The sequence below is a fragment of the Promicromonospora sp. NPDC023805 genome, from assembly GCF_040639635.1.
Lineage (GTDB): Bacteria > Actinomycetota > Actinomycetes > Actinomycetales > Cellulomonadaceae > Promicromonospora.
Window position 1 is genome coordinate 116,339 of sequence record NZ_JBFAAH010000016.1, and the last position, 21,358, is coordinate 137,696.

Below are 21,358 nucleotides of genomic sequence, written 5' to 3' on the forward strand. Positions count from 1 at the left end.
GGAATGGGTCTCGACGGTCGTCAGGATGTCCGGCGCCACCGGAAGCTTCGCGCTCGCGATGACCGCCGCCGAGACCGCCTCCGTCGTGTACGGCGTGGGCTCGCCGTACGGCAGATGAGTCTTGGCGTCTTCATGTGGAGGTTATTTCACGGCGCTGACCTGCGAACCAAGGGTTCTCGGGTGGTTCAGGGGACAAGCCAGGGACGCCCCTGATTGCTCAGCGGGCTCGTCGTAGGGGTTCGGCGAGGCGCTGTCGGTGACCGGCCCTCGCGTCGACGATGTCCTGGACGTGCGCACGGAAGCTCGGGCACGAGGTGATGTCGTGCGCGCGGCACTCGAGGGCATGGCGCGTCATCTCGCGGGACCGCTCCATGTCGGTCATCCGCCGCCCGAGGTCGGCGATGTGTTCCTCGAGGATCACGTGGCGGTCGTAGGCGCCGCCGTCGAGCATCACGCGGATCTGCTCCAGGCTCATGCCCGCGGCCTTGCTGCGGATGATCGTGGCGACGCGGAAGGCGTCGTCCGAGCCGTAGCGGCGCCGGCCGGCGCCGTCGCGGGCGGGGCTGAGCAAGCCCACGGCCTCCCAGTGGCGCAGCACGTGTGTCTCAAGGCCGAACCGCACGGCCAGGTCGCCCACTGACCAGATGGACTGATCTCCGGGAACAGGAAGTGACTTCATGCCGCCATGGATTCACAGGCGGAGCACCGCCCGCAAGCCTTTGCGGGTGATACCACGGGTCGCCGCGACCTTCCAATCTTCGAGATCACAAGCGTAGAACGGCGGTTCCGTATGCTTGAACCGGTGGTGTTGGGCGGACACCACCGACCCACCCGTGCCAGACATTTCCATTCCGGGCATTTCAATGACGAGCAGCTTTACGTGGGGAGCGTCGCGTGACCGCCACTGGTGACCTCCGGGTTGACTGGGTGGTGCACCGGCCCAACATCGTGCGCTCGGTCGCCGCCCGCGTTCCCGGCATCGACGCCGAAGAAGCCGCCAGCCGGGCCCTGGAAAAAATGGTCCGGATCGTGTCCACCGGCGCCACCATCGACGACCCCGCCCCGTACTGGCGACGCGCAGCGGTCAACGAAGCCATCTCCATGACCCGCGAGGCCGGACGCGCCCACGCGGTCGAGGACGACACCCTCGACCGCCTCACACCCCCGGTCGCCGGAGCAGAGCTCGACGCCGAACGCCACGCCGACATCACCATGCTCCGCACCGCACTGTCCGACCTCGCCGACGACGACCGCGACCTCCTCCTGCAACGCCATGTCCACGACCGCGCCGTCGCCGACATCGCCAACGGCCTCGGCGTCCGACCTCACGCCGTCACCATGCGCCTGCGCCGCGCGGAGGAACGCCTCGCCGGCGCCTTCGCCGCAGCCCACGCCCAAGGCGTCAACGAACCCGAGTGCCGCACCACCCGCGCCGCCATGCACGACTACCTCAAAGGACGCCTCCTCCCCCGCCGGCAGCAGCGCCTGGAGGTCCACATGGACGGGTGCCCGGAGTGCACCAGGGCGTTCGTGGACGTCCGCGAGGTGTCCTGGATGCTCCGCGACCTCGGGCAACACCTCGTCGCAGGCGGCTGGGCCACCGGAGCGGTCGGCACCGGCGCGATCGGCGTCGGCGCGGTTGGTGCCGGTGGCGCCGCCGGTGCGAGCACGGCGCAGCCGCGTTCCTTCGGGAAGAAAGAGACAGCCGTGGCCGCCGGAGTTCTCGCCGTCCTGGCGGTCGGTGCGGGTGCGGCGGCGTTGATCGCCAACCAGCGCGACGAACCGCCGGTCCAGGCCGTCGAAGAGGGCGCAGCAGCCGAGCCGCCCAGCCTGCCGGGTCCGCCGGCGCCGCCCGCGCAGGAGCGGGCGCCGACTTTCCCGCCCGCAGACCCTGCGCCGCGCCCGGCCACCACGCCCAAGGAGGACGCCGTCCCGGCACCGGCACTCAAGCGGAAGGCGGCCGAGCCGGTGCCGGCGCACGTCACGCCGTCCACTCCCGACATCGAGCCGGCCGTGAACCGACCCGCGCCGCAGGCGCCCGCCGACAAACCCGCCCCCGCACCGGCACCGGCACCGGCTCCTGAGCCCAGACCCGAGCCGAGGCCGACACCACCGCCGGCCGTCGATTCCGGCGGGCCGCCCGGAAATCCCGGCAACCCCAACGGCCGAGGCCCTGTCAAGTACAACGACCAGGGTCCCGGGAACGACAACGGGCACGGCAACGGCCACGGGTCTGGTCACGGGAGCGGGCAGGGCAACGGTCACGGGAACGGTCACGGGAACGGGCACAGCAACGGGCACAGCAACGGTCAGGACGACGGGCGCGGGAACGGCCAGGGCCACGGGAACCGCGGCGGCATCGGAAAGGGCAACGGCCGGAGCTCGGATCACGGCAAGCGGGACGCGAGCGGGTTCACCGTCCCCGGCCTGCCCGGCACGCTGCTGGGCGGCGTCGGCTGAACGGATTGTGGGCTTGTTGCTCGGGTGGGTCTCGACAGGCTCGACCAGCGGAGGGCCTGCTGCCCTGACTCGGCGTACCAGGTACGTCGGGTCAGGTCCGTAGGCCCTCGAAACGCTCGACGAGTGGGGCGCCGGCGGCGTATCAGCGACCGCGTCAGGAGCTCAGCTCACCGTCGAGCGCGCGCCGCAGCAGCTGCTCCCGCTCGTCGTCGAGCCTCCCCGAGGCAATCCTGGCCAGCGCGTCCCCCAGCGCGGCGACACCGTCGGCAACTCCCGCCAGGTGGGAAACGACCGCACCGAGCCGGTCCGGGTCCGCGACGGTGAGGTGGGGGGCCAGCGCACGGACCTGCGCGCCGTCGGCCAGCCGTGCGATCAGGTCCGTCGCGTTCGCGCGCACCTCCGGGGCCTTGTCGACCGCCAGGGTGGCGACGAGCCCGGTGTGCGCCTCCAGGTTCCGCGCGGCGAGGTCGAGGAAGGACCGTTTGCCCGCCGCGTCGAGGGCGGTCACCACACGCGCCAGGATGCCCGCGTGCCGCACCAGGAACGCGTCACCCGCCGCGTTCAGGACCAGGGCGCGGCGCTGATCGCTCGTCCGGTCGCGGCGTACCAGTACCTGGAGCACGACGGCGACCGCCGCGTCGTCGGGCAGTCCGTACTCGCGGACCACCTCGGACATGAGCTCGGGCGTCCAGCGCGCGAGCGTCTCCTCGACGTCTTCCCTCCCCCGGCGCCCTTGGGCGCCCGCGGTGAGCCGTCCGACGTCGTCGACGAGGCGGACGAACCGTTCGGTGACGTCGGCGCCGTCCTCCTGGGACACGCTGGTCAGCAGCCGTCCGAACCGGGCGAGCACCGGGGCCGGCGCCGTCCGGTAGACGGTGCGGCGGGCAGCCTGTGCGCCGTCCTGGGTCCAGCCGGGGTGGACGGCGGCGACCGCGTCGAGCCGCTCCTCGGTGACGACGGCGTCCGGCCGCGCGATCAGCGCAACGGAGAGCGGCTGCTGGGTCGCGAGCGTGTGCAGCACGTGCGGTGCGGCGCCGTCGAGCACGTAGCCGACGGCCCGGTCGTAGAGCTCCGCGTGCACAGGTCTGAGGGGTGCCAGGCAGTCCCGCACCGCGTCCGAAGTATCCAGCTCGCGCATCGCGCTCCGTCACCTTGGTTCTCACCGGGGGCTGACGCCGACCCCACGGCTGTGGTGACGGCGCCCCACTGTGCGCCTCCCGAACCAACGGTGACAAGGAAAAGCCGAACCCGGGATCTCAGGTGGCGGAGTCAACGCGATGACAAGAGCTGCCGCACCGTCCAGCTGGTGCGGTGATGCGACGACGACGACGTCGTCCCGCCCGAGGTCGTCCTCCTACGGCACGACCGACTGAAGCCGCAGGAGGACGCACCCGCCCGGATCAGTGCTCGTCGTAGTGGTCCCCATGGACGGCGTGCTTGTGCCCGTCGTGGACGTAGTCCGTGTGGTCGTCGTGGGGAGCCGCCTCGTGCCCGCAGTCCGGGCCGTGCGCGTGCTCGGTCGCCGTGTGCTCGGCGACCGACTCGTGCTCGTCGTAGTGGTCGCCGTGCAGCGCATGGCGGTGCGTGCCGTGCAGGAAGTCGACGTGTCCCTCGTGCTGTACCGCCACGTGGCCGCAGCTCTCACCGTGCTGGTGCTCGGTGGTCGTGTGCTCGGCGTGGATGTCGGTAAGACTCATGCGGCTGCCCTCCGTTGTGGCTGGAACGCCGACGTTGGCGTCAACCCACATTTGCACGGGCCGGGGGTTCCTGCCGGGCCGTGGGGCGACTTCTGCGCTTTGTCCGGCGGCTCCGCAGGCCGGCGAGCGCGACGGCGCACACCGACGTCAGGACGAGCGCCGCGGCCGGCGCGAGAGTGGTCCACGGTGCGCGTTCCACGTAGTCGATGCCCTCGCCGAGCAGCAGTCCCCACTCGGGTAGCGGCGGCTGGGCACCCAGGCCGAGGAAGCCGAGCGCCGCGAGCGCCAGCGCGACCCCGGGCAGGCGGAGCATGCCGTGGCGCAGCAGCGGTCCGATCGTGGCGGGCAGCACGTGCCGCGCCCAGATCTCGAGGCGGGAGACGCCCGCGACCGGCAGCCATCTGATGTGGGGCATGGCGTTCGCCTCGTCGATGAGCGCCGTGGCGTGGGCGGTCAGGGGTGGCCAGGTGACCCAGAGCACGGCGAGCGCCGCGCCGCCGACGGAGGGGCCGAGGAGCGCGGCGATGATGACGCCGGCGAGGATCGGGGGCGTCGCGTTGGCGATCTCTGCAGGTCCGCGGGCGATCTCGCCCAGCACGGCCAGGAGCAGCGCGACGGCGATGGCGACCAGGATGATCCCCACTGAAGGCAGCAGCGTGCCCAGCGTTCCGTGCGCGACCCGCGCCAGGAGGTCCCGCCCGCTGGCGTCCGCCCCGAACGGTAGCTCCGCGCTCGGCGGTGCGAGGCGCGGGTGGGCGATCGTGTACGGGTCGCGGGGCAGGCCGAGGGCGAGCATCAGCGCCATGAGGCCGAGTGCGACGCCGACGGTCCAGCGCGCGGCCCGGTCGTCGCCCTGCCGTTCGGGGGGTGGCGGGAGCGCGCCGGGTGGCAGCGGTCCGCCGCGCAGTGCACGCCGGGCGAGGCCGGCGAGCAGGCCGACGACCAGTGCCGCGAGCGCCATGAGCAGGACGCCGGCCTGCAGGGCGGGGAGGTCCTGCGCGTTGGCGGCGCCGAGGAGGTAGCGGCCGAGGCCAGGGATCGCGAAGACCTGTTCGACGGCGACGGCGCCGCCGAGCAGACCGATGAGCACGAGCCCCAGCTGGTCGACGACCGCGGCGGCGGCCCGGCGGAGGACCCCCGTGAGGATCACGCGGTGGCGTGCGCCGGCGAGCAGCCACACGCTGACCCAGCGTTCCTCGGTGACGCCGGAGACGGCGTCGGCCAGCAGGCGTCCCAGGAGGCCGCCCGCGGGGATGCCCAGGGCGAGCGCGGGCAGGATCGCGGTGTCGAGCCCGCTCCACCCGTAGGGCGGCAGCCACTGCAGCTGGACGGCGACCACGACGAGGAGGGTGCTGGCGAGGAGGAACTCGGGCAGCGCGGTGAGCGCTACCCCGACGGGTCCCGAACCGCGCTGCGGGCGGTCGCGGAGCACCCGTAGTGCGGCGGGCGTGACGATGGCGGCCACGATGACGAGCGCGACGACCGCCGCGAAGGCGGTGAGGGTCATGGAGACGCCGAGCGCGTTCCAGACCCCCGGCCCGATCTCGCCGCCGCTCACCCAGGAGGTGCCGAGGTCGCCCCGGAGCACGCCCGACCACCAGCGGAGGCTGGTGACGACGGGGCCGCCGTCGAGCCCGAGCTCTGCGCGGACGGCGGCGAGCGCCTCCGGCGTCGGCTCGAGCTCGGCGTAGCGGGCGCGGAGCACCGAGGCGGCGGGGTCGCGCTGCGAGAGCCAGGGCAGCGCCCCGGCGACGAGCAGCAGCGCGATCCCGCTGACGAGCCGGGAGGCGATCCCGAGGGCGTTACTGTGCCGCATCGAGGTGGGTGTCGGCGGTGATGAGGATGCGCTCACGTGGGTCCCGGGCGGCGTCCACCACCTGCTGCGACTCGCCCTGGATGACCCGCTCGTGCAGGAGCGGGATAGCGGCGTCGGTGGCGAGCACCGCGGCCTCCGCGGCCATGCTGGCACGCTGGCGGTCCTCACCCGGTTCGGTCTGCGCGGCGCGGCTGATGGCCTCGTCGACGTCAGGGCTGCACAGCTGGGCGATGGAGAACCCGCCGTCGCAGGTGAAGTCGGAGGCGAGGTAGGCGACGGGGTCACCGGAGTCGAGCACCGTGGCGCGGGAGAGGATGAACGCGTCGAACTTGCCGTCCAGCGCGTCGGCCTCGATGAACTGGTACTCGCGGACGTCCTGCTGCACGTCGAAGCCCGCGGCCTCCAGCTGCTGCTCGAGGATGACGGCGACCTCCGGCAGCTCGGCCCGGTCGGTGAACGTGCCGAGCGTGATCTTCACGCCGTCGACCTCGGACGGCGTCGCGCGGCCTTCGAGCACGTCCTGGTAGGCGGGCTCGTCGCGGTACCCGGCCGCCCACGGCAGTGCCGGCCCGAGCAGGCCCTCGGCGACGTCGGCGCGGCCCTCGTAGACGGACTCGATGATCGCCGCGCGGTCTACGGCCTCCCGTGCGGCGGCCCGGACGGCGGGGTCCGCGAACGGGCCGGACTCGGTGTTCAGGTACAGCGTGTTGGTACGCGGCATGGGGACCTCGGTGATGAGGTCCTCATCTATGGACGCTGCCTGCCCGGCCGGGATCGCCTCGACGACGTCCGCCTCGCCCGTCCGCAGGGCAGCAGCACGGGCCGTGCCGTCGGGCACGTACCGCACGTCGATCCCCGCAGCCTGCGCGGGCTCGCCCCAGTAGCCGTCGAAACGCTCGAGCGTCGCCCCGACGACGCCGTCGATCGCCGTCAGCTCGAACGGACCGGTACCCGTACCGGTCGGGTCGACGCCGCTGTCGGTGTAGGCCTCTGCGTCGAGGATCGCCAGCTGCGGGCTGGAGAGCCGGTGCGGCAGGAGCGGGTCGGGCTCGGCGGTCGTCAGGACGACGTCGTCGCCGTCGGCCTCGACCGTCAGGTCGACGCCGTCGAGGATGCGTGGGACCGGGCTGGCGTCGATCGCGTGCTGGAGCGAGTTGACCACCGACTCGGTGGTGAGCTCGTTGCCGTTGTGGAACAACACACCCTGGCGGACGGCGAACCGCCACGTGGTGTCGTCGACCTGCTCCCACTCGGTGGCGAGCGCGGGCAACGCCTCCCCCGCCTCGTCGAGGACGACCAGCGTCTCGGCGGTGGCCCAGCGCGAGAGCTTGAAGGCGTCGTCGCTCAGGGGGCTGAGGCCGGAGCGCGGGGGCTGCAGCATCGCGACGGAGATCCGCTCGTCGGACCCCGCACCGCCGGCCGGGGCCGGCTCGGAGAAGCACGCGGTGAGCAGGGACAGCGACAGCGGGATCGTCACGAGCGCGAGGAGCCGGCGAGGCATGGGACGGCGCTTCAGGGGGTTCATCGGATGGTTCCGTTCATAGGGCGGGAGCGGTGATCGTGAGCGTGCGGGTGCAGCGCTCTGCGACCGCGGGGTCGTGCGTGACCAGGAGGAGCGCGATGCCCAGCTCCTGGGTGATGGACAGCAGTGCCGCCGAGACGGCGCTCGCCGTGTCGGCGTCGAGCGCGCTGGTGGGTTCGTCGGCGACGAGGACGGCGGGGCCTGGTGCGACCGCGCGGACGATCGCCGCGCGCTGGGCCTGCCCGCCGGAGACCTCCGACGGCCGGCGTCCGAGCAGCTCCAGGTCGAGCCTGGCCAGCTGTGCGGCCCGGTGCACCCGGGACCGGGTGTCGCGGTCGCCAGTGAGCCTGCGCACTGCCTGCTCGATGGACCGGCCGAGCGTCCAGCGCGGCACGAACGCGGCGAGCGGGTCCTGCGGGACACCCTGGACCAGGCGGCGCTCGCTCCGCGACGGGCGGCCCGAGGGTGTGCACCACTCGTTGCCGCCGACCAGGACGCGGCCCCCGGCCGGGGTCCGCAGGCCCAGGGCGATGTCGGCGAGCGTCGACTTGCCGGCACCGGACCGGCCGACCACCGCCACGGACTCGCCGGGGCGGATGTCGAGGCTCGTCGGGGCAAGGACCGCGCGGGCCTGGGCGCCGCGGCCGTGGACGGCGGTCACGCGCTCGATGGTGAGCGTCGGCGCGGTGAGCTGCGCGGTCACCGGCTGCTCCCTGGTTCGGCGCCCAGTTCGGCGTCCGGTCCCGCGCCCGGGGCGAGCTCGGTCACGACGCCGTCGGACACCGCGAGGTGACGGGCGCCGAGCGCCCGGACCACCGCGATGTCGTGCGTGGCGACGACGAGCGTCTGCCGTGGGCCGACGATCTCCTCCAGCAGGCGGAGCGTCTGGTCCCGGGACTCGTGGTCGAGCGCGCTGGTCGGTTCGTCGGCGAGGACCAGCGGTGCGTCGGTCAGGGCCGCGAGCGCCACGCTCGCGCGCTGCGCCTGGCCGCCCGAGAGCTCGGTGGGACGCCGCCGGTGGAGCGCGGGATCGTCGAGCCCTACCGCGGCGAGCACCGTGCTGATCCGGGCCGGGTCGGCCCCGGTCACCATCCGCAGCTGGCGGGCGAGCGGGATGAGCGGATGCAGCGCGTCGAGGCCGCGCTGCGGGACGAAGCCGATGCGTCGGAGCTGCGTGGTGCGCTCCCCGGTGAAGCGGAGGCCGGCCGGCCACCGTCCGGTGAGGGTGCTGAGCAGGAGCGACTTGCCGCTACCGGACGGCCCGGTGACCGCGATGCGCTGCCCCGCGAGGACCTCGAGGGAGTCGATCGCGAGGAGCTTCGTACCGTCGGCGGTGCGCACCTCGGCGTCGCGCAGGGACAGGATCGGGCGGTCTACCTGATCCAGCCCGTCGACGCTGTCCTCGTGCTCGCGGACGGGCTTGATCAGGTTGTGACTCATATTGAGAATCATTATCGCCAGACTGGCGATTTATTGGCAAATGCCGCAGCCCGGCAGGTGATGGCCTGCCGGTCAGAGCAGGCCGGCGAGACCGAGCGCGAGACCGAGCAGGGCACACACCCCCAGCGTGCGCAGCACCGACCAGCGCATAACGAACAGCAGCAGCGCCGCGACGACGGCGATGCCCAGCGCGGCGGGCTGGATCGTGGTGAGGTCGGGGACGTCGAACGTCAGCGGACCGGCGGACCAGGGGTTCGAGGCGGCGAAGAGGGTGTGGGTGGTGAAGTAGAGGGCGAGGTTGGCGATGACGCCCACGACCGCCGCGGTGATGGCCGTCAGGGCGGCGCTCAGCGTCCGGTTGCCCCGGAGCCGCTCGACGTAGGGCGCGCCGAGGAAGATGAAGAGGAACGACGGCACGAAGGTCACCCAGGTCGTCAGCAGCGCGCCCAGTACGGCCGCCGCCCACGGGTCGAGGTCGCCGGGGTTGCGGTAGGCGCCGAGGAACGCGACGAACTGCACGACCATGATCAGCGGCCCGGGTGTGGTCTCGGCCAGCGCCAGGCCGCGCGTCATCTCACCGGGCGTGACCCACGCGTAGGTCTGCACCGCCTGCTGCGCGACGTAGGCAAGCACCGCGTAGGCGCCGCCGAACGTCACCAGGGCACTGCCCGAGAAGAACAGCCCCTGCTGGGTGAACACGCTGTCGACCCCCGTCAGCAGCGCGACCGCCAGCACCGGGAGCGACCACGCCAGGACGCCCAGCACCAGGACGCGCAGGGCCCTACGGCCGGACGGCTTCTCGGTGTGCAGGGCGTCGTCGGGGATGAGCGGGGCAGGGCCGTCGGCCTGGTCGCCGCGCGGCTTGGTGGCGATCCAGGCCGGTGCGTAGCGGTGCACCAGCCACCCGATCACACCGGCGCCGAGCACGACGAGCGGGAACGGCACCGCGAAGAAGGTCAGTGCCACGAAGGCCACGATCGCGAGGACCACGAGCGCAGGGCTCGTCAGGGCCCGCTTGCCCACCCGGAGCACCGCCTGGACCACGATGGCCAGGACGGCCGGTGCGAGGCCGGCGAACACGGCAGAGACGACGGTGGTCTCGCCGAAGGCGACGTAGATCGCCGACAGGAGCAGCAGCGCGAGCATCCCCGGCAGCACGAACAGGCCGCCCGCGACCAGGCCCCCGCGCCAGCCGTTGAGCAGCCAGCCCGTGTAGACGGCGAGCTGCTGCGCCTCGGGTCCGGGCAGGAGCATGCAGTAGTTGAGCGCGTGCAGGAACCGGCCCTGCCCGATCCACCGCTTCTCGTCCACGAGGGTGCGCTGCATGACGGCGATCTGCCCGGCCGGGCCGCCGAACGTCTGCCACGAGATCGCGAACCAGGCGCGCACCGCAGTCCGGAACGGGATCAGGTCTCGCGGTGGCGACGCGGCCGCAGAGGTCGCGCCGGTCTCGTCGTCAGTCATGTCGCTCGTCACGCACAGATATAACCACGCCCATCCGTCCCGTACGCCGGGCGAATTGGGCCCTTTTTTGACAGAATGACCGTATGGCCCCCAGGGCCAGCAACTGATCGACAACACATCCGCCGAACCACCCAGGCGAAGCACCCCCCATATCGCTCCGCACACAGGGTGAATATCAACCGGAAATTCATGCCTCTGCATGGATACTTTCTCCGTATGCCCGCCAACAGACCCGGGCAAGACCAGGTGAAGGATCGATATGCCGCCCAGCACCACCAGCTCCGTTCTCGAGGAGATCGAAACGTCGATCTGCCGGCAGTACGGCACACACTCCCCCCACACCGCTGACACCCACCCGACGGCAGACGGCGAGTACACCGCCGTCGTCGACCAGCCCGCGCTGCCCGGAGCCATGGAGACCACCAGGTCCCGGGTCTGCCGCGGAGCAGCCGTGGACCTCTCCGATCGCTGGGCGTTCTTCGACGACCTGGCGCCCGCCGCCGCCTTCGTCCGCGCGGGCCGCATGTCCAACATGATGTCGTCATGGGACCTGTTCGAGGCAGCCGAGGTCCGGGTCTTCTGCGCCAGGCACCACCGCGAGGAGGCAGCCCTCCTGCTGGGCCGTCAGGTCTACGAACGATCCGAGATCGACGCGCACGCCGCGCGGTTCGCCGCGACGACCTCGGCCCGGACGCACGCCGCCGCCTGGCTCGGAACGCTGCTGCGGAGCTCTCCGGCCAGGTAGCGGCACCAGCTCAAAGGTCCGCTTCGATCAAGCAGCTCGGCATTGTTCTGGCTCCCCATCCAGGCCGAACCGCTTGGTCGAAGCGGACCTCGGCAGACCGGTCCGGCGTCAGCTGGTCCCCGGCCGCGTCAGAGCACCCGCGATGAGCAGGGACAGCGCACCCTCCAGGCCGGAGCCCAGGTCCAGCTGGACGGCGGCCAGCGTGGGGTCGGCGTCGTACGCCGCGAGCGTGCTGGCGGACGGCCTCGAGTACGTCGACATCGCGCCGGCCAGGACCAGCGTCGTCATGCATACCGTCCTGGCGTTGTCGCCGAGCTCAGGCAGGTGATGGTGGAGCAGCTCGACGACGGTCCCGAGGTTGGCGACGGCTGACCGCTTGTGGCGCAGGACGACGTCGACGGACACGTTGTGCTCGAGGACGCCCGCCTGCGCGTTGGCGAGGTCGCACAGCACCGTGTGGCGAGCCAGCGACCGGCCGAGGATCGCGGCCATCTGGTCGCCGCGCTCCCCCGCCGGGAGCCGCGCATCGACGCCGGCGGCGAGCTCCTGCGACACCTCGGCGATCCACACCTCCAGGGCGTCTGTCAGCAGCTCGAGCAGCACCTCCTCACGCGACTCGAAGTAGCGCAGCACGTTGGACTTCGCCAGCCCGACCCGCCGGCTCAGCTCGTTGAGACCCACCTCGGACGCCGGCATCTCGTCGAGCATCGACCTCGCCGTGTCGAGGATGGCGCGACGCCGGATCTCCCGCTGCTCCTCGCTGCGTGCTCGCTGAAACGTCATGTCCGCCAGTTTACAGACCGCCAGTCTATTGACAACAGACCGCAGGTCTCTTACGGTCGGAAGCACAACAGACCAGTGGTTCGTAAAAAGGGGCATGACCATGACCGAGCAGTGGGCCGAGCAGAACATCCCTGACCAGCAGGGACGGGTAGCCGTCGTGACCGGCGCCAACACGGGCCTGGGCTTCGAGACCGCGCGGGCCCTCGCCGAGCACGGTGCGCGGGTAGTCCTGGCAGTGCGCGACGCCGAGAAGGGCAAGCAGGCAGCGGCCCGTATCTCCGGCGACGTCACGGTGCAGGCGCTGGACCTGACGTCGCTGGAGTCCGTCCGCGACGCCGCTGCGGAGCTGCACACCAAGCACGCCACTATCGACCTGCTGATCAACAACGCCGGCGTGATGATGCCGCCCAAGCAGACCACGCGAGACGGGTTCGAGCTGCAACTCGGCACCAACCACCTCGGCCACTTCGCGCTGACGGGGCTGCTGCTTGACCTGCTGCTGCCGGTGCCGGGCTCCCGGGTGGTGACCGTCAGCAGCATCGCCCACCGCACCGGGGGCGCCGCGATCCACTTCGACGACCTGCAGTGGGACCGGTCCTACGACCGGAGCGCGGCCTACGCACAGTCGAAGCTCGCGAACCTGCTGTTCACCTATGAGCTGCAGCGTCGCCTGGCCTTGCGGGGCACCACGGTCTCCGTCGCCGCCCACCCCGGCCTCTCCAACACCGAGCTGGGTCGCGACCTACCCGCCGTCGTCCGCCTGATCGCACCCGTCATCGGGCCGCTGATCAGCCAGCCCGCTGCGATGGGGGCGCTCCCGACCCTGCGTGCCGCCACGGACCCGGCGGCCCTGGGCGGGCAGTACTACGGCCCGGGCGGAAGGGGCGAGTTCCGCGGTCACCCTGCAGTGGTCCCGTCCAGCCCGCAGTCCTACGACCGGGCCCTGCAGCAGCGGCTGTGGTCAGTGTCCGAGGAGCTCACCAGCGTGAAGTTCCCCGAGACGCAGCCGAATCTGGCGGAGCGGACCAAGTAGCCGTCCCGGCTGGCCTATCCAGCGACTCCTACACACTGCACGGCATCAGCGGCGTGTCGCATGCAGTGTGTAGGGGTCGCTCACACGAGCCACCCTCGCAGTGGCGCAAGCCGGCCCGGCACGAAGGTTCTCGTGCCGGGCCGGTTCACCCGCCGGCCGGATCACCGGCCGTCAGCGGTTTCCTGCTACTGCTTGTCAGGCATCTTGCCCATGGCCGTGGCTGCGGCCATGGCGAGCTCACGTCGACGCCGGATCAGTACCGCACCGGCTCCGAGCAGGAGCATCGAGATGGTGACCAGGGTGGCGACGTCCGCACCGGTAGTGGCCAGACCGCCCGAGCCGGAGCCCGAACCGTTGCCATTCCCGTTGCCGTTGCCGTTGCCGTTGCCGTCACCGTTGCCATTCCCGTACCCGTTGCCGTTCCCGTCACCGTTGCCACCACCGGTGGACGTCAGCGCCACCTTGAACGAGGCAGCCGCAGAGTCCCCGATCGTCTGGCTGGTGGCGGTTCCGATGTACGAACCCGCCTTCTGCCCGGGCGGGACGATGAAGGTCCACTCGACATTGCCCGACTCGTCCGCGGCCGCGGCCTGCAGCCGGACCGACGTCGAGCGGATCACGCCGACGACCATCTCACCCGGCTCGAAGCCCGAGGCGTAGAGCGTCTGGCTCGCACCAGGCTTCACCGAGTCCTTCTCGAACCAGGCGGTCAGCGTCCTGGAATCAGGTCCCGTCACAGTGATCGGCACCTCGGCACCGTCGCTGCCGTCCTCGGGCTCCGCGACGATGACGTGCACGCCGGGATCCGCGTCGTCCGGGATCTGGATGGTGACCGTGAACCCGCACGACTCGTCCGGGGTCACGGTGACGGGGTCGCCGACAGGGTCACCCGATGCGTCGGTCAGCGTGACGCTGACCTCGACACCTGCGGGGAAGCCCGTACCGGTGACGGTTACCTCGCCACCCGGCTCGACGGTCGTCGGGTCGGCGACCAGGGTCGGGTCCGTGCACTCCTCCCCGGGGTCAGAGCCAGGCTCGACCGTGAGCGGCGCCGTGGCACCCTCGCTGCCGTCCTCGGGCTCCGCCACTACCTCGTAGTCACCAGGTTCGGTGCCCTCGGGGATCGTGTAGTCGGTGGAGAAGCCACAGTTCTCGTCCGGAGTGACCGTGACCGGCTCACCCACCGGGTTGCCCTCGGCGTCGGTGAGCTGGATCGTGACGTCGACCCCGGCCGGGAAGCCGGTGCCTACCACCGTCACGGTCGTGCCGGCCGGTGCGGAGCTCGGCGTCACCGTCAGTTCCGGCGCCGACTCGCACTGCTCGGCACCAGTGATCACCGTCAGCGGCGCCTCGGCGGGCGTACCCGTCGTGTCGTCAGTTCCGACGACGGTGAAGTCGCCGGGCTCGGCGTCCTCGGGCACAACCAGCGGCGTCGTGAAGCCACCGTTCTCGTCCGTGTCGACAACTATCGGGTCACCGACGGGGTTGCCGTCAGCATCCGTGAGTTGGACCGTCACGGTCGAGTCGGGCGTGTAGCCCTCGCCGGTCACCGTCGTGGTGCCACCCGGCGCGACCTCCGCCGGAGCCACCGTGATCGACGGGTCGATGTCCGCGGGCTCGACCGTGAGCGGCGCCGTGGCACCCTCGCTGCCGTCCTCGGGCTCCGCCACTACCTCGTAGTCACCAGGTTCGGTGCCCTCGGGGATCGTGTAGTCGGTGGTGAACGAGCAGTCCTCGTCCGGAGTGACCGTGACCGGCTCACCCACCGGGTTGCCCTCGGCGTCGGTGAGCTGGAGCGTCACGTCCACGCCGGCCGGGAAGCCGGTGCCGACGACCGTGACGTCCGTGCCCGCCTGTGCCGAGCTCGGTGTCACCGTGAGCTCCGGTGCCGACGCGCACTGCTCGGCACCGGTGACCACCAGCGGCGCGGTAGCGCCCTCGCTGCCGTCCTCGGGCTCCGCCACTACCTCGTAGTCACCGGGCTCGGTGCCTTCCGGAACCGTGTAGTCGGTGGTGAAGCCACAGTTCTCGTCCGGAGTGACCGTGACCGGATCGCCCACCGGGTTGCCCTCGGCGTCGGTCAGCTGAACCGTGACGTCGACGCCGGCCGGGAAGCCGGTGCCTACTACCGTCACGGTCTCGCCGGCCGGCACAGAGCTGGGTGCCACTGTGATCGCGGGTGCCGACTCGCACTGCTCGGCACCTGTGATCACGGTCAGCGGCGCTTCGGCGGGCGTACCCGTCGTGTCATCCGTTCCGACGACGGTGTAGTCGCCGGGCTCGGCGTCGTCCGGCACCACGAGCGGCGTCGTGAAGCCACCGTTCTCGTCCGTGTCGACGACTATCGGGTCACCGACGGGGTTGCCATCGGCATCCGTCAGCTGCACCGTCACGGTCGAGTCAGGCGTGTAGCCCTCACCCGTCACCGTGGTCGTGCCACCCGGCACGACCTCCGCCGGGTCGACCGTGAGCGACGGCGCGATGTCCGCGGGCTCGACCGTGAGCGGCGCCGAAGCACCCTCGCTGCCGTCCTCGGGCTCCGCGACGACCTCGTAGTCACCGGGCTCGGTCCCCTCAGGAACCGTGTAGTCGGTGGTGAAGCCACAGTCCTCGTCCGGAGTGACCGTGACCGGCTCACCCACCGGGTTGCCCTCGGCGTCGGTCAGCTGGACCACGACGTCGACGCCGGCCGGGAAGCCGGTGCCCACAACCGTCACGGTCTCGCCGGCCGGCACAGAGCTCGGCGTCACGGTGAGCTCCGGTGCCGACTCGCACTGCTCGGCACCAGTGATCACGGTCAGCGGCGCCTCGGCGGGCGTATCCGTCGTGTCGTCGGTGCCGACCACCGTGTAGTCACCCGGCTCGGCGTCGTCCGGCACCACGAGCGGCGTCGTGAAGCCACCGTTCTCGTCGGTGTCGACAACTGTCGGGTCACCGACGGGGTTGCCGTCGGCGTCCGTGAGCTGCACCGTCGCCGTGGAGTCGGGCGTGTAGCCCTCACCCGTCACCGTCGTCGTGCCACCCGGCACGACCTCTGCCGGGTCGACGGTGATCGACGGGTCGATCGCCGGCGCCTCGGTCACCACGAGCGGCGCCTCGGCGGGCGTACCCGTCGTGTCGTCGGTGCCGACCACCGTGTAGTCACCCGGCTCGGCGTCCTCGGGGACGCAGAGCTCCGTGGTGAACGCACCGGTCTCGTCGGTCTCGGCGACGACCGGCTCACCCACTGGGTTGCCGTCGGCGTCCGTGAGCTGCACCGTGACCGTCGAGCTGGGCGTGTAGCCGGAGCCGGAGACCTCCGTGCAGTCGCCCGGAGCCACCTCCGCCGGATCGACGCTCAGCTCCGGGGTGATCGCGGACGGCGGAGTCACGACGAGCGGTGCCTCGGCAGGCGTATCCGTCGTGTCGTCCGTGCCGACCACCGTGTAGTCACCCGGCTCGGCATCCTCTGGCACCACGAGCGGCGTCGTGAAGGCGCCGTTCTCGTCGGTGTCCACCGTGATCGGCTCACCGACGGGGTTGCCGTCGGCGTCCGTGAGCTGCACCGTGGCCGTGGCGTTCGGCGTGTAGCCCTCACCGGTCACCGTCGTCGTGCCGCCCGGGGCCACCTCGCCCGGGTCGACCGCCAGGGTCGGAGCGATGGCCGCCAGGTCGCAGGCGTCGATCCGCACGCCGGCGTTGCCGAGGCCGATCCGGCCGGCGTCCGCCGCCTGGACGAGTCCAAGGCTGAGCGCGGACACCTCGAGCTGGCCGAGCATCTCCACGCCGCCTGCGGTGGTGCAGGTAGCCGTCTCCTGGTGGTTGATCTGCAGCGAGACGAACTGCACCACTATGTCGAACACGGGCGACAGCGCGGCACCGATCGTCCCGGTGATGCCCGACTTGATGTCGTTGATCAGCAGCTCGAAGATCTGGTCGCCCGCGTCGCTGATGATGAGGTCGTAGACGGCGCCGAAGATCGGCGCGGCCGCGTTGCCGAGGCCGTTGATCGTCGTCGCCAGCAGCGCGCCGGTGACCGCCTGGACACCGGTGCTGTTGTTGACGACCTGCGGGAAGTCGCCGTTCACGGCGTCCGCCAGCGGTACCGACCAGGACACGTCGAGCGTGCCGAGCGGCGACTGGTCGAAGAACGCGATGTCGATCGTCACCGCGTTCAGGGAGTCCTCGATCGCACCGATCAGGATGCGCGTGGCCTCCTGCATGATCTCGTGGATGCCCTCGGCGATCTGCGGGTACGTCTGGTCGTCGATCACCTCGTAGTTGGGGGCGAGACCGTTCATACCCGCGTCGTCACCACCACCCCAGGGGTCGTTGCCCTCGACCAGGTGCTCCAGGTGGACCTGCAGCTCACCGGTGGAGAGGTCGAGGGTCACGAGCTGGTTCGCCGACGTGATCGGCTCCCCCACGACGGACTGGAACAGCGTCTCCTGCATGTCCGAGTCGACGGTGACCGTCGGCTCCGGGATGCCAGGGACCGCGGCCAGCAGCGCCGTCAGCGCCGAGATGTCGAGCGTGTCGTTGACCAGCGTCTCGATCTGCGTGTCGATCGCGCCGCCGATGTCGTAGATGGTGTCGGCAGCGCCCTCGACGACCGGGGAGTGCAGGCGCAGGGTGCCGTCGCCGAGGCGGTACTGCCCCGGTCCGGTCACGCCGCCGTCGGGGTCGAGGATCACGCCGTCCTCGGCGATGACCTCGGCGCCGAGGGCGCCCAGCTCGATCGTCAGCTCGTCGACCACCGCGTCGGTGATGCCGTCCACGCCGACGAGCCTCGCCAGCGAGAGCACGTCGATGGACGCGGTGCCGAAGGAGTCCTCAGCGCCGTCCAGCGTGATGCCGCCGTCGGCGCCCAGCAGGCCGGACACGGCATGCGCGTCCACGGGACCGGATGCCTCGCTAGTGCTGGCGAGCACGCCGATCTGTCCGAAGTCAAGGAACTGGTCCACCGGAAGCTGGATGTCGCCGAGCGCGAGCACCTGGGAACCCAGGAGGTCGACGTTCAGGTTCTCCGTGTTCGGGCCGGGGTTGCTGAGCGATCCGGCGTCGGAGGTTGCCGCACCCAGCAGCTCCTGCTGCATGAGCTCGGACGCCAGCACGCTGGCGGCCGCTTCCGAAGGCTCGTCGGGGTAGTTGTCCACGGCGACGGCGGGAACGCCGACCGCTGTGATCAGGAGCGCTGAGGCGGCGACTGCGGCGAGGCCCCGGCGCAACGTCGCGCCACCTCGCACTCGCCCTCGGGAATCTCGCCTTCGAATGAACGGCACATGCGTCGAGATCAAGAAGATCACTCCTCACGTTCGCGCCTGCTGCAACGGCGTCGGAATTGCTGTGACGCGCACCAGATCCGGTACGTGCCCGCCCTCAGAAGACACAGGAATGAAATGTTCTGCCACGCGTGAACGGCAATCATGCACGAGCGCACTGCCACGCATCACGAAGTGCGTCGATGCAACCAAGGACAACTCGGCGCACAAAGGACGGGGAATTCCGGTCACTGACCCAGCAAACGACGAAAGAGGGTGAAAAGGAGCGGGTGAAAAATACCTCAGCCGTTACCGGCGAGCCAGCCGGGCGGGTCGACCTCGGCCAGCTCCAGCAATTCCTTGCGGTCCCTTACCCGCAAAAGCACATAGATCTGGCGCAGGCGATTAGCGACAGTGCGCTCGGAGACATATGCGGCCTCCGCGATCCGCGCATTGGTGACACCCCGGAGCGCCAGGCGGACGAACTCGCGATCGTTCCCGCTCAGCCGAGCCCAGCCTGGACCGTCCGAGGTGCCGAAGCCGGCGAGGCACGCGTCGATCGCCTTGCGCCAGCCGGGTGTGCCGGCCAGCCGGGCGAGCACCCGGCCCTCGGTCAGCGCAGGCTCGGAGGCGGCCCGGTCCCCGTGCGCCAGGCAGTACCGCCCGTAGGCGACGAGGGACCGCAGCCGCTGCCACGGCGAGACCAGGTGCGAGGCAGGCAGCCAGTCCTCGACGCCGTCCTTCCGCGTACCTGCGGCCGCCAGCATGGCCCGCAGCCGCGCGTAGGCCGCACCGGTGTCCGCACCGGCCCGTTCCTGGGGCTCGATCGGCGGGTCGGCGAGCGCCGCCCGGGGCACCTCGCCATGTAGACCTCTCGAGGCCAGGACCGCCTCGACCAGGTCGGCGCGGGCCTGGACCCGGCCCCGGTAGGGCCACTGGCAACGTTCGAGCCCGAGGGCCAGGAGCTCGGCGGCCCGTTCGGCCTGCCCGACGGCGAGATGTGCCGTGCCGAGGTCCACGGCGAACTCGCCGAGCGCCCTGGTCGACCACGCCTCGGCCGACAGCGGCACCGAGCTGGTCGGCGCCCTGCCGTCGAGCATCGCGTCCGCGGCGGCTCGCAGCCCTTGGACCGGGAGCCAGTCCGCGACGCTGGGACGAAGGTCGGTCACCTGCGCGAGGCACTGCCGGACGTCGGCAGCGCACCCCTCGAACATCGCGACCCTGGCGGCGGCGAGGTGCCGTGCCACGACCTCCGCGACGGTCCTGCCGGAGGACGTGCCCGACTCGCCGTCCAGGAGCCGCCGCGCTCCGGCCGCGTCGCCCAGCAGCAGCCGGGCCCGCACCTGGAGGCAGACGCCCACCCAGTCCAGGCGTCGCGTGGACCCGATCACCTCGAGGTCCGCACGAAGACCGGCAGGATCGGCCAGGCAGCCGGTGCGCTCGAGCTGGATCAGCGCGGCGGCGGCGCGTTCTCCGGCGGCACTCTGCGCGGGTTCGACGGCGGTCGCTCCGTACCACCACAGGTGATCCGTCCACTCCGGGCCGACCGTCGCGGGCGTCCACCAGCGGGCGCGGTCGTCCGCCCAGGTCGCGCCGCTCAGCAGCGTGAGGCCGACCGCCCGGGCCGCCGCACGTGGTTCCCGCTCGCCTGCGGAAAGCCCGTCGACGGCGTCCAGGTGCAGCCCGTTCAGGATCACCTCGGCGAGAGTGGCGGCGACCGGGAAGGCTGGTCGTTCGCGGTCGGCTGATCCGCCGTCGGCTGATCCGGTGCCGGTCGGCCCGCCGTCGGCCGCCTCGCGGGCCTGCTCCCGGCAGAGCAGTGCGAGCAGCGGGTAGCGCGCGGCCAGCCGGTTCACGTCGCCGGGTCCCGGCGGAACCGAGATGGTGCCGAGCCCGACGCTCCACAGCGCGGAGTCGTCGACCGTGCGGTCCAGCACGCCGGCCGCCGCCAGGACCGGATGGTTCGCGAGACGGGACGTCGCGGCTTCGTCGAGCCCGCCCAGCAGCACCTGGAAGGTACGCCGGGCCACCGGGCCGACGGCGTCCGGCCCGGGCCAGTGCTCGCCGCCGCGCCGCTGCCCTGGGCTGAGCCCGTCGGCGAGCTCGAGGGCGATCCGTGGGTTGCCCGAGCTCCACCAGTGCAGCCGTTCCGCGACGTCGGCGGCCAGCGGTGTCCGCAGCGCGGCGTCCAGCAGAAGTCGCAGCGACCGAGGGTCGAGCGGCCCGAGGTCGAGCACCTCGACGTCGTCGGGCAGCGGGCCTACCGGGACGTGCCGGGCAGCGGCCAGGATGCGCCAGCCGCGCTCGTGAACGAGGTCCCCCAGCTGCTGCAACCAGGCGGCCCGGCCGACCGAGAGCACGTCCAGGTCGTCGACGAACAGTATCCGGGGCCCGGTGTCCTCCGGTCCGACGGCGGAGCTCACCGCGTCCAGGAGGCCTGCCGCGTCGAGCTCGTGCCCCGGCACCGATCCGAGCGGCGCTGTTCCGACCGGCACCGAGTAGGCCGACAGGTCGAGATGCAGCCGGCCCGAGAGCGCCTGGGCGTACGGACGCGACGAGCACGACCGCACGACCCGCACCGCCGACGTCTGTGCGCCGATCCGGTGCAGCGCGGCCAGCACCGTGGCGCTCTTGCCGATACCGCTGAGACCGCTCACGACCAGGGTCGTGGGATCAAGACCGGTCACGAACGCTTCGATGAGACGCAGCTCCCGGTCCCGGCCGTGAACCACGCGATCCAGCCCCCCACCGCCCTGGTCCGGTGCCTGCCCCGACGATCCTGCCGACCAGCCGCCCGCCCAGGGCCCGTCCTCTGGATCCACGCTCGCTCCCTTTCAGGAAACTCCCATGACCTTCAATGGGCAATGCCAGAGGAAGCCTACGGCTGGTGCTCGTCTCCGCGACCGGAAGAGGGGCTTCGCCTCGTGCGTCAACCTAACTCGTGATACTCCTTTAACGGCCCCCAAGAGATCCTTTAACCGCCGTGGACAGATCCGAGCAACACGCACCACGAATGAACGCACCAACCGAGGGAGCGACGTGTGAAGGACGAGGCGAAGAAGTTCGCTATGCCCGTATCCGATCCGGTTTCTCACAGTTTCTTCCACAAAAGATCGTCCAATGAAAGATGGGTCCGCACCGGCTGGGCCGGCATTGTC

The 21,358-nt window shown here is 71.4% G+C and carries 14 protein-coding genes; 3 read left to right on the plus strand and 11 right to left on the minus strand.

What is annotated here, in order from left to right; translation table 11 throughout:
- Positions 1-217: 217 nt before the first annotated feature.
- Positions 218-679, minus strand: a complete 462-nt coding sequence (locus tag AB0F70_RS16965; protein ID WP_357450379.1) for a MerR family transcriptional regulator — start codon at positions 677-679, stop codon at positions 218-220.
- A gap of 215 nt (positions 680-894) precedes the next feature.
- On the opposite strand from AB0F70_RS16965, the gene AB0F70_RS16970 reads away from it, so the two are divergent.
- Complete coding sequence (locus AB0F70_RS16970) at positions 895-2,460, plus strand: zf-HC2 domain-containing protein (RefSeq protein WP_357450383.1); 1,566 nt, start codon at positions 895-897, stop codon at positions 2,458-2,460.
- Between the two features lie 154 nt (positions 2,461-2,614).
- Here AB0F70_RS16970 and AB0F70_RS16975 read toward each other — a convergent pair whose 3' ends face one another.
- The 7 genes from AB0F70_RS16975 to chrA all read right to left on the minus strand — a co-directional run bounded on the left by AB0F70_RS16975 (position 2,615) and on the right by chrA (position 10,399).
- Positions 2,615-3,598 (minus strand): hypothetical protein, encoded by a 984-nt coding sequence (locus AB0F70_RS16975; protein ID WP_357450386.1) that lies wholly within the window; start codon positions 3,596-3,598, stop codon positions 2,615-2,617.
- Between the two features lie 262 nt (positions 3,599-3,860).
- Positions 3,861-4,157, minus strand: coding sequence for a hypothetical protein (locus AB0F70_RS16980; RefSeq protein WP_357450389.1), 297 nt, complete (start codon positions 4,155-4,157; stop codon positions 3,861-3,863).
- A 40-nt stretch (positions 4,158-4,197) separates the two neighbouring features.
- Positions 4,198-5,973 (minus strand): ABC transporter permease subunit, encoded by a 1,776-nt coding sequence (locus AB0F70_RS16985; RefSeq protein WP_357450393.1) that lies wholly within the window; start codon positions 5,971-5,973, stop codon positions 4,198-4,200.
- Positions 5,960-7,498, minus strand: coding sequence for an ABC transporter substrate-binding protein (locus AB0F70_RS16990; protein WP_357450396.1), 1,539 nt, complete (start codon positions 7,496-7,498; stop codon positions 5,960-5,962). Before AB0F70_RS16990 ends, AB0F70_RS16985 begins: the two co-directional genes overlap by 14 nt.
- 13 nt (positions 7,499-7,511) lie before the next feature.
- Positions 7,512-8,198, minus strand: coding sequence for an ATP-binding cassette domain-containing protein (locus AB0F70_RS16995; protein ID WP_357450399.1), 687 nt, complete (start codon positions 8,196-8,198; stop codon positions 7,512-7,514).
- Complete coding sequence (locus AB0F70_RS17000; protein ID WP_357450403.1) at positions 8,195-8,935, minus strand: ATP-binding cassette domain-containing protein; 741 nt, start codon at positions 8,933-8,935, stop codon at positions 8,195-8,197. Before AB0F70_RS17000 ends, AB0F70_RS16995 begins: the two co-directional genes overlap by 4 nt.
- A gap of 72 nt (positions 8,936-9,007) precedes the next feature.
- A complete protein-coding gene (gene chrA, locus AB0F70_RS17005; protein ID WP_357450406.1) occupies positions 9,008-10,399 on the minus strand; it encodes a chromate efflux transporter in 1,392 nt (463 codons plus the stop codon).
- 259 nt (positions 10,400-10,658) lie between these two features.
- Between chrA and AB0F70_RS17010 the strand changes: the two genes are divergently transcribed.
- Positions 10,659-11,144, plus strand: coding sequence for a hypothetical protein (locus AB0F70_RS17010; RefSeq protein ID WP_357450409.1), 486 nt, complete (start codon positions 10,659-10,661; stop codon positions 11,142-11,144).
- A gap of 108 nt (positions 11,145-11,252) precedes the next feature.
- Here AB0F70_RS17010 and AB0F70_RS17015 read toward each other — a convergent pair whose 3' ends face one another.
- Positions 11,253-11,927, minus strand: coding sequence for a TetR family transcriptional regulator (locus tag AB0F70_RS17015; RefSeq protein WP_357450412.1), 675 nt, complete (start codon positions 11,925-11,927; stop codon positions 11,253-11,255).
- Between the two features lie 100 nt (positions 11,928-12,027).
- On the opposite strand from AB0F70_RS17015, the gene AB0F70_RS17020 reads away from it, so the two are divergent.
- A complete protein-coding gene (locus AB0F70_RS17020) occupies positions 12,028-12,960 on the plus strand; it encodes an SDR family NAD(P)-dependent oxidoreductase (RefSeq protein ID WP_357450415.1) in 933 nt (310 codons plus the stop codon).
- 185 nt (positions 12,961-13,145) lie between these two features.
- Here the strand turns inward: AB0F70_RS17020 and AB0F70_RS17025 are convergent, their stop codons facing one another.
- Complete coding sequence (locus tag AB0F70_RS17025; RefSeq protein WP_357450418.1) at positions 13,146-18,167, minus strand: choice-of-anchor G family protein; 5,022 nt, start codon at positions 18,165-18,167, stop codon at positions 13,146-13,148.
- A 335-nt stretch (positions 18,168-18,502) separates the two neighbouring features.
- Complete coding sequence (locus AB0F70_RS17030; protein WP_357450421.1) at positions 18,503-21,022, minus strand: LuxR family transcriptional regulator; 2,520 nt, start codon at positions 21,020-21,022, stop codon at positions 18,503-18,505.
- Between the last annotated feature and the right edge of the window lie 336 nt (positions 21,023-21,358).

Coding starts and splice junctions, on each gene's coding strand:
- AB0F70_RS17015 (WP_357450412.1), bottom strand. CDS start 11,927: ATGACGTTTCAGCGAGCACGCAGCGAGGAGCAGCGGGAGATCCGGCGT.
- AB0F70_RS17000 (WP_357450403.1), bottom strand. CDS start 8,935: ATGAGTCACAACCTGATCAAGCCCGTCCGCGAGCACGAGGACAGCGTC.
- AB0F70_RS17020 (WP_357450415.1), top strand. CDS start 12,028: ATGACCGAGCAGTGGGCCGAGCAGAACATCCCTGACCAGCAGGGACGG.
- AB0F70_RS16980 (WP_357450389.1), bottom strand. CDS start 4,157: ATGAGTCTTACCGACATCCACGCCGAGCACACGACCACCGAGCACCAG.
- AB0F70_RS16975 (WP_357450386.1), bottom strand. CDS start 3,598: ATGCGCGAGCTGGATACTTCGGACGCGGTGCGGGACTGCCTGGCACCC.
- AB0F70_RS16965 (WP_357450379.1), bottom strand. CDS start 679: ATGAAGTCACTTCCTGTTCCCGGAGATCAGTCCATCTGGTCAGTGGGC.
- AB0F70_RS16990 (WP_357450396.1), bottom strand. CDS start 7,498: ATGAACCCCCTGAAGCGCCGTCCCATGCCTCGCCGGCTCCTCGCGCTC.
- AB0F70_RS17010 (WP_357450409.1), top strand. CDS start 10,659: ATGCCGCCCAGCACCACCAGCTCCGTTCTCGAGGAGATCGAAACGTCG.
- AB0F70_RS16985 (WP_357450393.1), bottom strand. CDS start 5,973: ATGCGGCACAGTAACGCCCTCGGGATCGCCTCCCGGCTCGTCAGCGGG.
- chrA (WP_357450406.1), bottom strand. CDS start 10,399: ATGACTGACGACGAGACCGGCGCGACCTCTGCGGCCGCGTCGCCACCG.